Consider the following 12,200-nt stretch of genomic DNA (forward strand, 5'->3'; position numbering starts at 1 on the left):
GCGTCCGGAAAAAAAGGGCTTACCCGAAGGTAAGCCCTTTTCCGTTTCTACGTCGTACCCGTCAATCCCCCAACGCTTGCCCCTCCCGCCGAGGGTCGGCACCGCCTGCCAGTGATGCGTTGCCTTGCGCATCCTTGACCCGAACAATCGCCTGGGTGCCGCTGGTCATGTCGATCTCGTTCACGCTGTGACCTTTGTCCTTCAGCGCCTGGATCAGCATGGGGCTGAATTGTCCGCGTTCCAGTTCGGTCGGGCCGTTGCGGCTGCCGAAGTTGGGCAGGTTGATGGCGGTTTGCGGGTCGAGGTTCCAGTCGAGCAAGCCGATGGTGGATTTGGCGACGTACTCGATGATCTGCGAGCCGCCGGGGGAGCCGATGCTGGCGAGGAATTCGCCGCTCTGGCGATCGAAGATCAGCGTCGGGGCCATGGAGGAACGCGGGCGTTTACCCGGTTCGACGCGGTTGGCGATTTTCTGGCCATTCTCTTCGGGGATGAACGAGAAGTCGGTCATCTCGTTGTTGAGCAGAAAGCCCTGAACCATCACATGCGAGCCAAAGGCTGATTCGATGGTGGTGGTCATCGATACGGCGCCGCCCTCATCATCGACGGCAACGACTTGTGAGGTGGAGATGCGCAAGGGCGAACGGTCTGGCGCATAGGCGACCTGAATGCCCGGCGGGGTGCCAGGTTTGGCAGTACCCATGCTGCGATCGCCGATCATGGCGGCGCGGCTGGCCAGGTACGCGGGGTCAATCAGGCCTTTGACGGGCACCGGCACAAAGTCGGTGTCGGCCACGTATTGCGCGCGGTCGGCGTAGGCCAGGCGCTCGGCTTCGGAGATCAGGTGCACGGCTTTAGGGCTGGGTTCGATGCCGGCAGGGGCGCTGGTCTTCACCGGTTTCATCGGGGCGAGGGCAAAGCGTTTGTCGCGGGTCTCCAGGGCTTGCAGCGTACCGAGGATCTGCGCCACGGCGATCCCGCCCGATGATGGCGGCGGCATGCCGCACACCTGCCAGCGTTTGTAGTCGCTGCACAGGGGGGCGCGTTCCTTGGCGCTGTAGTTGGCGAGGTCGTTGAGCGACAGGCTCCCGGGGTTGGCGTGGCCTTGGACCTTGGCCACGATTTCCTGCGCGACCGGGCCTTTGTACAACGCGTCCGGACCTTCCTTGGCGATGCGTTGGAACAACGCCGCCAGGGGTGGATTTTTCAGCAGGGTGCCACTGGCTTTCGGGCTGCCATCGGGATTGAGAAAGTAAGCCTTCATCTCCGGTGAACGAGCCATGGCCGAATCCCAGGCGATCAACCCGTGCAACCGTGGCGAAATGGCAAAGCCTTGCTCGGCCAGTTTGATCGCCGGTTCGAACAGTTGCGCCCATGGCAGGCGCCCATGTTTGCGATGGGCCAGTTCCAGCGCTCGTAGCACCCCTGGCGTGCCGACCGAGCGACCGCCAATCTGGGCCTCAGTGAAAGGCATCGGTTGGCCATCGGCTTGCAGGAAAAGCTTCTCGGTGGCGCCAGCCGGTGCCGTTTCGCGGCCATCGTAAGTGCGTACCTGTTTACCATCCCACAGCACAATCAGCGCTCCACCGCCAATGCCTGACGATTGCGGTTCAACCAGCGTCAACACCGCTTGCATCGCAATCGCCGCGTCGATGGCCGAGCCGCCACGTCGCAACATCTCCCGGCCGGCCTCGGCGGCCAGCGGGTTGGCGGCAGCGGCCATGTGTCGGGTGGCGTGGCGGGTCTGTAGATCGGTGCGAAAACCGGAAGCGCTTTCCGGTGCGGGCGGCAGTGTCGGCACCGAAGCGTTGTTGCAGGCGCCGAGGATTATCGCGGCGGCGATCAGCGCGATGGCTGACACGCGACGGCGGCTCAAGTGGAAGGTTGAGAACACGCAGGGCACTCCATCCGTGAAATAAATGTATCGGGGACTGTATCGGCCGTCTGACGGCGACGCAAACCGCGTCCCACGGCAAAGGCGGTGTTGCCCTTCAACAGCGGGCGGATTTTCTGTAGGGTCGTTGCCAGCAGGCAGGCCAGAAGACTAATAAGAGGTAGACATGCAGACCGAGTTTCCAGCGCAGCCAAGCTACGTTTCCCAGCGCGAACAGTTCCTGGCGGCCGCCGCCGCAGCGGGCGCGACGCTGAGCGAGTACGCTCATCCCCTCAGAGGGCCGTTCGGTGAGCCGTTGGCGACTGACGTGGCGGTGCTGGGTGATCCGGGCGCCAAGCGCTTGTTGGTGGCCCTGAGCGGCACCCATGGCGTGGAGGGCTTCTACGGCTCGGGTTGCCAGATCAAGTGGCTGCAAGAGCTGGGCAAGCGTTCATTGCCAGCGCAGGTGGCCGTGGTAATGATCCATGGGATCAACCCTTGGGGCATGGCGTGGCTGCGTCGAGTCAACGAAGACAACATCGATCTGAACCGCAATCACCTGAACTACCAGCAAGCGCTGCCGAACAATCAAGCCTACAACGCGCTGCATGAAATCTATGTCTGCACGCAGTTGCAAGGTCCCGAGCGGGAGCGGGTCGATGCCTTGCTCGATGAGCAGATCCAGCAACACGGCTGGCCAGCGGTGATGTCGATTGTCGAAGGCGGCCAGCATGCTCACCCCGATGGCCTGTTTTATGGCGGGCTGGCGCCGAGCTGGTCGAATCGCACCCTGCACCAGATCATGCAGAACCATATGAGCCATGCCGACGTCGCCATGTGTTTCGATCTGCACACCGGCGCTGGCGAGTACGGGCATCCGATGTTGTTGACCATCACCGAGTCTGCCTATCCGGCGCTGGCGCAAGCGCAGGCGATTTACGGGCCGTGGCTCTACAGTTTGCAAACCGGCGCCGACACCGTGAGCGAAACCGGCGTGGCGGCGACGGCCACCGGCTATACCTCGCAGGCGTTGCTCGATGCGCTGCCGCACGTGCGACTAATGCCGTTTGTCATTGAGTGCGGGACTTACCCGGGGCCGCAGGTGCATCGCCATTTGCGTGATGACCATTGGTTGCACCTGCACGGCAATCCAAGTGATGCGGCAGGGCGCGAGATCAAGCAGAACCTGCTGGAGCAGTTCTATCCTGCCGACAACGATTGGCAAGCGATGGTCTGGTTACGGACGTGGCAGATCTGGGAGCGGGCGCTCTCGGCATTGCCGACAGTGTAGAAGCGAGCTCGCTTCTACAGCAGGCATAAAAAAACGGCTTACCTTTCGGTAAGCCGTTTTTAGTACTTGGTGGCTACACAGGGACTTGAACCCCGGACCCCAGCATTATGAATGCTATGCTCTAACCAACTGAGCTATGTAGCCAAGTGGCGCGCATTATTCACCGGTAACGGGGATGCGTCAAGCACAAATCTAAAATATTTCTCTACGCTTTCAACCGCTTATCCTCCTGGGCCGAAAAAACGCCTCAGGGGAGGACATCAATTGAGCTGAAATCTGCCGGTATTGGCGCTCAAGGCCTTGCTGCCATGGCTCAAGGTGTCGGCAGCCTGGTTCACCGCACGGGCGCCTTCGAGTAAACGGACCGCGGCCTGATCGACTTGCTGGATATTGCCGCTGACCTCGTCGGCGGTACTGGCCTGTTCCTCAACCGCCGTCGCGATCTGCGCCAGGGTGTCGGTGACGCCTTGTACCGCGCTGGCAATTTCCCCCAGGCGCTCGCCCAGACCGGTGACGGCCAGGGCATCGGATTGCGCCTGACCACAGGCGGCTTCCATCAGGCTGACGGCTTCGTTCACAGTGCTGCGCAGGCTGTCGACGGTCCCGGCGATTTGCGCGGTCGAGGATTGCGTGCGTTGTGACAGGCTGCGCACTTCGTCGGCCACCACCGCAAAACCGCGACCTTGCTCGCCGGCCCGGGCGGCCTCGATGGCGGCGTTGAGCGCCAGCAGGTTGGTCTGCTCGGCGACGCCGCGAATGGTGTCGACCACCAATTGGATCTGTTGCCCTTGCTCACTGACCCGGCCGAGCGCTGCAGCGGTGTCATTCAGACGCTGATTGAGCTGCTGAATACTGGCCGTCGTGCGCTGGCTGTCGCGACTGCTGTCGGCGGCAATGCGCTGAGTCTGCTGAGCGCTGCCTGAGGCCTGCTCGCAGCTCTGGGCCACCCCTTGAGAGGTCGCCGCCAACTGCGTGGCCGCGGCGGCAATCTGACTGATCTGCAGCTGTTGGGCTTCGACTTCTCCCAACGCATCGCTGGAGTGGTGATTGAGGGTTTGCACTGCGTTGCTCAATTGCAGGGTTTCGTGATCCACGCCGAGCAAACTGGTGCGTAATTGCACCACGGCCACATTCAGCGCGGTGCTGATGGCTGCCAATTCGTCCCGGCCTTGAACCGGCGCTTGCAGGCTCAGGTTGCCATCGCGCAAGGCTTCGGCGAGCAGGGTGATGCCACTGGCGCTACGACGGATCGACGCCTGCAAACAAATAAACAGGTACAACGCCGCCAGCAGCAGGCAGCCGAACACGCTCGCCACGACGATGAGCTGACGGATCGCCAAGTCATGGTAATAATTCAGGCGCTGATCCAGCGACTCCAGCGATTGCTGGCGCAACGCGGCGAGGTTGGACAGCAGCGCGTCCAGGCTGCGCTCGAAGTCTTCGGGCTTGAGGTTAATGCTGCCGCCGAACACCCCGTCATCCAGGACTTTCAGACTCGAGTCGAGGTGTTTGAGGCTGTCATGGTATTGGCCCGCCCAGGTTTGCAGGGCGCTGGGTAAACGTGCTTCGAGCAGGCCTGCAGTTTTTACCAGCTGCTCCCTGGCATCACCAATGCGGCTGCGCAGATCACGCAATTGCAGACGACTTTGCAAGGTGAACTGCCCGGACACCACGGACGCCTGGCCTACCGCTGCGAGGCGGCCGACGCGTTCGATCAGGTCCGGCGCGTGCTGGGTGGAAATCTGCGTCAGCAGGTACGTTTCCAGCCAGGGTGCCAGTGTCAGGCGGTTGTCCATGGCGATCTGCTCGCGCAACGCTTGCAAGGCACTCAAGGCGTTGGTGAAGCGATCGTAACCATCGGGCCACCAGCCGACGCTGCTCAAGCTTTTCGAGTCGAGGCCGTTCAAAGCGGTTTGCAGGGCTTGATAGCGGGCCAGGGTTTCGTCCTTGGCTTCGTCTTTTTGCAGCGCGTTGCCCAGATCCGAAGCGGCTTGGGCAACAGCGGGCTGGACGGCATCGAAGGCAGCCATGGCGGCAAGCGTTGCAGGTGTCGGTTGGCGATTGGTTTCCGTTGCGCGCCACCGGGCCGCACGGTCACGCTGGGCGGAAAGCAGGTTGTCCAGTGCATCAAGGGCGAGAAGTTGACGAACCCCGGCACGTTCGCCAGAGATCAAACTCAGTTTGTCGCGGTAGTCCTGACCGATCATCCACAGGCTGCCAGCCAGCGGCAGGATAAACAGCAGAAACAACAGCTGGAATTTACGTGCGAACCCGAAACGCCCCAGCAGTCCGATCCCCGGTGATAAAAAAGCCTGCATGCCCCATGACTCCTTTGGACACCCCGCACCATTGGTGTGCGACGAGGTCTGTGCGACCACGACCGGTGCCCTTTTAAAAGGCCTCGAAAGTTCACCATTGCCAGCTCTGTAGGCCGACTCTGTGGCGAAACTTCCCATTCTCGGCCCCCTTTGTAAGGAGGCCGCGTTGAAGCGGAGAATGAAGGCAAGATTCAGACCATGGCACAGCGCTATCACCTTCTCACCGATGAAAATCGAAGTCGTTAGCAGGCTAAGGGGATGGCGCTCTTGCACCGAAAAATGGCACATTGGCGCACTGGCTCGTGTGCACCTCCTTCGTTGTTTGGAAACTCCCATGGCAATCAGCAATGCCCAGACCGGTTCCGTGCCGGCATCCGCTCCTCCGCAAAGCAGCCCGCTGGTCATGCGCATCATTGGCGCGGTGGCGCTGGCGCATTTGATCAACGACCTGATTCAGTCGGTACTGCCGTCGATTTACCCGATGCTCAAGGCTAACTATGGCCTGACGTTTACCCAGGTCGGCTTGATCACCCTGACGTTTCAGCTGACGGCGTCGCTGTTGCAGCCGTGGGTCGGTTATCACACCGACCGCCATCCCAAACCATGGTTGTTGCCAGCGGGCACTGTCTGCACGCTGGTCGGGATTGTGATGATGTCGGTGGTCAGCAGCTTCGCGATGATCCTATTGGCGGCGGGGCTGATCGGCATTGGCTCCTCGACCTTCCACCCTGAAGCTTCTCGTGTGGCGCGACTGGCTTCGGGCGGGCGCTTCGGACTGGCGCAATCGACCTTTCAGGTGGGCGGCAATGCGGGGTCGGCGTTCGGGCCGTTGCTGGCGGCGGCGATCATCATTCCTTACGGACAAGGCAACGTGGCCTGGTTCGGCCTTTTCGCAGTGTTTGCGTTGTTCGTGCTGTACCGGATCAGTCGCTGGTACGCCAATCACCTGAACCTGTTCAAGCTCAAGCAAGGCCAGGCCGCGACTCACGGGCTGTCCAAGGGGCGAGTGATCAGTGCGCTGGTGGTGCTTGGGTTGCTGGTGTTCTCCAAGTACTTCTACATGTCCAGCCTCACCAGTTACTTCACCTTCTACCTGATCGAGAAATTCGACCTGTCAGTGGCCAGTTCGCAGCTGCATCTGTTCCTGTTTCTCGGCGCGGTGGCGGCGGGGACCTTCTTTGGTGGGCCGATTGGCGACAAGATCGGGCGTAAGGCTGTGATCTGGTTCTCGATCCTCGGCGTGGCGCCGTTCACGCTGCTGTTGCCGCATGTCGACCTGTTCTGGACCACTGTTCTCAGCGTGGTTATCGGCTTCATTCTGGCCTCGGCGTTCTCGGCCATCGTGGTGTATGCCCAGGAGTTGGTGCCAGGCAATGTCGGGATGATCGCCGGGGTGTTCTTCGGTTTGATGTTCGGTTTCGGCGGGATTGGCGCAGCGTTGCTGGGGCATTTGGCGGATATTCACGGGATCGAGTACGTGTACTTCCTGTGTTCGTTTTTGCCGTTGCTGGGTGTGTTGGCGATCTTCTTGCCCAGGACGAAAAAAGTCTGACCCACCTGTAGGAGCCGGCTTGCTGGCGATGAACGATAACACGGTACACCTGATGCACCGCGTCGTCTGGATCGCCAGCAAGCCGGCTCCTACAGGAATATCGTGTCTAGTCCTGAAATAGGTTTACACCTGTTTCACCCTAACGCCCGATGCACCGCATCGGGCGTTTTGTATTTTAAAGAGAGGTGCGGCCGCTCCTGGTTGTAGATCGTGACGGCCTCTCGCACCATCTGTGTGGCCTGCGCAAAATCCGCAGGTCGGTGGATCAAGAACTCTGTTTTCAAGATACCGTTGACCCGCTCTGCCAAGGCGTTTTGGTAGCAGTCGTAGCCGTCGGTCATCGAGCAAATGATGCCATGCTTTGCGTGCACTTCTTGATAAAGGGCCGAGCAGTACTGGGCGCCTCGATCCGAGTGATGGACGAGTTTCTGAACGCTTCGACGTCGCTTCAAAGCCATTCGAAAGGCTTGCACCACGGAGTTGGTGTGCAGACTTTCATGCACGTGATAACCGACTATTTTTCTCGAAAAGACATCCGTCACTAAACTCAAATAGGCAACGCCATCACGGGTAGGCAGGTACGTGATATCGGCAACCCAGACCTGTTCTGGGCCGGTAGCGACTATTTGTTCCGGGCTTGGTTTGAGCAGATTGGGGTGTCGGCGGAAGCGATGATGGCTGTCGGTCGTCTTGTGGTACGCCCGTTTTCTGCGGACCAATTGGCGGCTTTCCCGCAAAACCGCGAACAAACGATCCCGGCCAACATGGAGCTCCTGTTGCTCACGCTGCTCATGCATCATCGAATGCAGCTTCCGAGTGCCGATGCACGGTTGGCGAGCACGGATCTTCTCTACAAACGTTATGAGCTGCTGATCCTGGTCGGCCCGAGCTCTGTAGACCCGGTTGCGTTTGTAATAGGCCTGACGGCTTATTCCCATAAATTGGCAAGCCCTGCTGACACTCAGGGTTTGGGTTTGCGCAACGACTTGCCGGGTCGCTTTTTTACGACAGATACGCCGTAGTCATTTTTCAGAACATCGACTACGGCTTCAAAGAATTGGGCTTTCTGAGTTGCCAGCGCCAGTTGTTCCTCGAGTTCTTTGATTCTTTGCTCGGGAGTCAGGGGCAAGGTTGGCTCGTCCATAGGTCTGATCCTCTGGGAGCGAATGGAGGCGCCTTGGCTCCAGTCCTGGCGACCATGTTTGCGTAACCAAACCAACACCGTCGACCGACCCTGAATCCCGTAGCGCCGCTGAGCCTCTTTATAACTCAACTCGCCTTTTTCGACCTGGTCGACAACCGATAATTTAAAAGCCAGTGTGTAATCACGCTGACTGCGCTTTGTGCCCGTATCCATTGCACCTTCCTGAAAAGAAGTCAGAAGGTGTAAACCTTATTCAGGACGGGACATCGCGCACAAAAAAGCCGCGTATCAAACGCGGCTTTTTGTTGAGCGTAAGGCTTAGACGTTGAAGCGGAAGTGCATCACGTCGCCGTCTTTAACGATGTAGTCCTTGCCTTCCAGACGCCACTTCCCGGCTTCCTTGGTGCCGGCTTCGCCCTTGTACTGGATGAAGTCGTTGTAGGCGATCACTTCGGCGCGGATGAAGCCTTTTTCGAAGTCGGTGTGGATCACGCCTGCGGCTTGCGGCGCGGTGGCACCGACGCGGACGGTCCAGGCGCGGACTTCTTCGACGCCAGCAGTGAAGTAGGTCTGCAGGTGCAGCATTTCGTAGCCGGCGCGGATCACGCGGTTCAGGCCAGGCTCTTCGAGGCCCAGGGCTTCGAGGAACATGTCTTTCTCTTCACCGTCGTCGAGCTCGGCGATTTCCGCTTCGATCTTGTTGCAGACCGGAACGACCATGGCGCCTTCTTCTTCGGCAATGGCCTTGACCACGTCCAGGTGCGGGTTGTTCTCGAAACCATCTTCAGCGACGTTGGCGATGTACATCACCGGCTTGGTGGTCAGCAGGTGGAAGCCCTTGATCACCGCTTTCTCGTCGGTGCTCATGTTCTTCATCAGGCTGCGCGCAGGCTTGCCTTCGGTGAAGTGAGCGATCAGTTGCTCCAGCAGGCCTTTCTGGACCACGGCGTCCTTGTCACCACCCTTGGCGTTACGCGCGACTTTCTGCAGTTGCTTCTCGCAGCTGTCGAGGTCGGCGAAGATCAGTTCCAGGTCGATGATTTCGATGTCGCGTTTCGGGTCGACGCTGTTGGAAACGTGAATCACGTTCTCGTCTTCGAAGCAGCGCACCACGTGAGCGATAGCATCGGTTTCACGGATGTTGGCCAGGAACTTGTTACCCAGGCCTTCACCTTTCGACGCGCCGGCAACCAGGCCCGCGATGTCGACGAATTCCATGGTGGTCGGCAGGATGCGCTTGGGATTGACGATGGCTGCCAAGGCTTCCAGGCGCGGGTCCGGCATCGGCACGATACCGCTGTTGGGCTCGATGGTGCAGAAGGGGAAGTTCTCGGCCGCGATACCGGATTTGGTCAGGGCGTTGAACAGGGTGGACTTGCCGACGTTAGGCAGGCCGACGATGCCGCAATTGAATCCCATGGTGTTTTCCCCGAGGAGTTGAGTCAGGCCTTCTGGCTGTGCAGGTTTTTCATCGCGCGGTTCCATTCACCGGCGAGGATATCCGGCAGCACGCCGAGGGCAAAGTCGATGCTGGCATCGAGTTTTTCCTGTTCGGCGCGTGGCGCACGACCCAGGACGAAATTTGAAACCATACTGGCAACGCCTGGGTGGCCAATGCCAAGCCGCAAACGGTAAAAGGTATTCTGATTGCCCAATTGCGCAATGATGTCGCGCAACCCGTTATGACCGCCATGGCCGCCACCCTGTTTGAGCTTGGCGACGCCCGGAGGCAGGTCGAGTTCGTCATGCGCCACGAGGATTTCTTCAGGCTTGATGCGGAAGAAACCGGCAAGGGCCGCGACGGCCTGGCCGCTGCGGTTCATGTACGTGGTGGGAATCAGCAGACGAACATCCTGACCCTGATGCGAATAGCGCCCGGTCAGGCCGAAATATTTGCGGTCCGCCACAAGGTTTACGCCTTGTGCGTTCGCGATGCGCTCAACAAAAAGGGCCCCTGCGTTATGCCGGGTCTGTTCGTATTCAGCGCCTGGATTTCCCAGGCCAACGATCAGTTTGATGGCAGTCACGATAGGGGCCCTTCCTTGGAGTGGTGGATAACATCGCCGCAATCAGGGAGAGCGGCGAAAGTGGACGAAAATTGCTCATTTACCATGATGTAAACTCCGCGTTCTCGCCCGCTTTCTCGCTACGTTCTAGTCCGCGATGTTTCCGGTCACTCCGGCGAACAGAGTGAAATTACTCTGCTGCGCCTTCTTCGGTAGCTTCTGGAGCAACACGTGGAGCGTGGACGTTGGCAACAGCCTTGTCATCGCCGTGTGCCAGAGCTACGAACTCAACGCCTTTAGGGGCTTTGAGGTCCGACAGGTGAATGATCGAACCGATTTCGGCGTTAGCCAGGTCGACTTCGATGAATTCAGGCAGGTCTTTCGGCAGGCAGGAAACTTCGATTTCCGAAGTAACGTGCGAGATTTCGCCGCCTTTCTTGATCGGTGCTTCTTCGTTGATGAAGTGCACTGGAACGATAGCGGTCAGTTTCTGGCCAGCTACTACGCGTACGAAGTCAGCGTGCATCACGTGGCCTTTGGCCGGGTGACGCTGCAGGGCTTTGATCACGACGTTCTGCTTGGTGCCACCAACGTTCAGCTCGATGATGTGGCTGTAAGCCGCTTCGTTTTCGAGCAGTTTGGCAACTTCTTTGGCCAGCATGCTGATGGATTCAGGGGCTTTGTCGCCACCGTAAACTACAGCTGGAACCAGGCTTGCGAGACGACGCAGGCGGCGGCTCGCACCTTTCCCCAGGTCGGAACGCACTTCAGCATTCAGAGTAAAATCGTTCATGTTGTATCTCCAAAATAACCACATTCGCCCCAGCGTTTGCGACCAGCGCTAAAGGCGATATGGGCAAAAAAGCCCCGCCCCGACAGGAATGCCGGGGCGGGGCGCTTTTCGTCAACGAGACATTTCGAGAAGGGCAGGGCCCTTAGCGGAACATCGCGCTGATCGATTCTTCATTGCTGATGCGGCGGACCGCCTCGGCAACTACCGGTGCGATATCCAGTTGACGGATACGCGCACAGGCTTGTGCTGCAGCGGACAGCGGGATGGTGTTAGTCACCACCAGCTCGTCCAGCACGGAATTTTCAATGTTTTCGATTGCCCGACCCGACAGCACAGGGTGCGTGCAGTAGGCGAAAACCTTGGCTGCGCCATGCTCTTTCAAGGCCTTGGCCGCGTGGCACAGGGTGCCGGCGGTATCGACCATGTCATCGACCAGAATACAGGTACGCCCTTCGACATCACCGATGATATGCATCACTTCAGAGTGATTGGCTTTCTCACGGCGTTTGTCGATGATCCCGAGATCCACGCCCAGGGATTTGGCAACGGCACGTGCACGCACGACGCCACCAATGTCCGGGGACACGATCATCAGGTTTTCGAAGCGCTGATCTTCAATGTCATCCACCAGAACCGGGGAGCCGTAGATGTTATCTACCGGAATATCGAAGAAACCCTGGATTTGGTCAGCATGCAGATCAACCGTGAGAACACGGTCGATGCCGACTACGGTAAGCATGTCAGCAACGACTTTCGCGCTGATAGCCACACGTGCGGAACGCGGACGGCGATCCTGACGAGCATAACCAAAGTAAGGAATAACAGCAGTGATACGAGTAGCCGAGGAGCGGCGGAAGGCATCAGCCATCACTACCAGTTCCATCAGGTTATCGTTGGTCGGAGCGCAAGTCGGCTGAATAATGAAAACGTCTTTACCGCGAACGTTTTCATTGATCTCGGCTGTAATTTCGCCGTCGGAGAATTTACCGACAGAGATGTCACCGAGAGGGATATGCAGCTGACGTACGACACGCCGAGCCAGATCGGGGTTAGCATTCCCCGTAAAGACCATCATCTTGGACACGCGCAGTACCTAGAGGCTGAGGGTAACCTGGATGAGTATAGAAAATGGCAGGGGCGGCTGGATTCGAACCAACGCATGGCAGGATCAAAACCTGCTGCCTTACCGCTTGGCGACGCCCCTGTATCTGTTGCAACGAGTA

The 12,200-nt window shown here is 59.0% G+C and carries 8 protein-coding genes, 2 tRNA genes and 1 pseudogene; 2 read left to right on the forward strand and 9 right to left on the reverse strand.

What is annotated here, in order from left to right; all coding sequences use genetic code 11:
- Positions 1 to 61: 61 nt before the first annotated feature.
- A complete protein-coding gene (gene ggt / locus KHO07_RS04555; protein ID WP_212626567.1) occupies positions 62 to 1,894 on the reverse strand; it encodes a gamma-glutamyltransferase in 1,833 nt (610 codons plus the stop codon).
- A gap of 166 nt (positions 1,895 to 2,060) precedes the next feature.
- Between ggt and KHO07_RS04560 the strand changes: the two genes are divergently transcribed.
- A complete protein-coding gene (locus KHO07_RS04560) occupies positions 2,061 to 3,164 on the forward strand; it encodes a DUF2817 domain-containing protein (protein WP_212626568.1) in 1,104 nt (367 codons plus the stop codon).
- Between the two features lie 67 nt (positions 3,165 to 3,231).
- On the opposite strand, the gene KHO07_RS04565 is transcribed toward KHO07_RS04560, so the two are convergent.
- Together KHO07_RS04565 and KHO07_RS04570 are read right to left on the reverse strand one after the other, a co-directional pair.
- Positions 3,232 to 3,308 (reverse strand) — tRNA-Met (locus tag KHO07_RS04565).
- A 116-nt stretch (positions 3,309 to 3,424) separates the two neighbouring features.
- Positions 3,425 to 5,482: a methyl-accepting chemotaxis protein gene (locus KHO07_RS04570; protein ID WP_150733919.1), complete on the reverse strand. Its 2,058-nt coding sequence runs from the start codon at positions 5,480 to 5,482 to the stop codon at positions 3,425 to 3,427.
- A 334-nt stretch (positions 5,483 to 5,816) separates the two neighbouring features.
- Here KHO07_RS04570 and KHO07_RS04575 point away from each other — a divergent pair, with 334 nt between their 5' ends.
- A complete protein-coding gene (locus KHO07_RS04575) occupies positions 5,817 to 7,034 on the forward strand; it encodes an MFS transporter (RefSeq protein ID WP_212626569.1) in 1,218 nt (405 codons plus the stop codon).
- A 106-nt stretch (positions 7,035 to 7,140) separates the two neighbouring features.
- Here KHO07_RS04575 and KHO07_RS04580 read toward each other — a convergent pair.
- The 6 genes and pseudogenes from KHO07_RS04580 to KHO07_RS04605 form a co-directional block, all read right to left on the reverse strand.
- Positions 7,141 to 8,391: pseudogene (locus KHO07_RS04580) on the reverse strand (IS3 family transposase).
- A gap of 105 nt (positions 8,392 to 8,496) precedes the next feature.
- Positions 8,497 to 9,597: a redox-regulated ATPase YchF gene (ychF, locus tag KHO07_RS04585; protein WP_150733917.1), complete on the reverse strand. Its 1,101-nt coding sequence runs from the start codon at positions 9,595 to 9,597 to the stop codon at positions 8,497 to 8,499.
- A gap of 23 nt (positions 9,598 to 9,620) precedes the next feature.
- Entirely contained in the window at positions 9,621 to 10,205 is a 585-nt protein-coding gene (gene pth, locus KHO07_RS04590; RefSeq protein WP_008037207.1) for an aminoacyl-tRNA hydrolase, read from the reverse strand.
- 169 nt (positions 10,206 to 10,374) lie between these two features.
- A complete protein-coding gene (locus tag KHO07_RS04595) occupies positions 10,375 to 10,977 on the reverse strand; it encodes a 50S ribosomal protein L25/general stress protein Ctc (RefSeq protein WP_075945699.1) in 603 nt (200 codons plus the stop codon).
- Positions 10,978 to 11,119: 142 nt separating this feature from the next.
- The gene (locus KHO07_RS04600; RefSeq protein ID WP_003171603.1) at positions 11,120 to 12,061 is read right to left on the reverse strand and encodes a ribose-phosphate pyrophosphokinase; all 942 of its coding nucleotides are present in this window, start codon (positions 12,059 to 12,061) and stop codon (positions 11,120 to 11,122) included.
- Positions 12,062 to 12,106: 45 nt separating this feature from the next.
- Positions 12,107 to 12,181: transfer RNA gene (locus KHO07_RS04605), tRNA-Gln, on the reverse strand.
- Positions 12,182 to 12,200: the final 19 nt, after the last annotated feature.

Origin of the sequence: Pseudomonas sp. PP3, assembly GCF_905336995.1 — a bacterium.
GTDB classification, from domain to species: Bacteria; Pseudomonadota; Gammaproteobacteria; order Pseudomonadales; family Pseudomonadaceae; genus Aquipseudomonas; species Aquipseudomonas reinekei.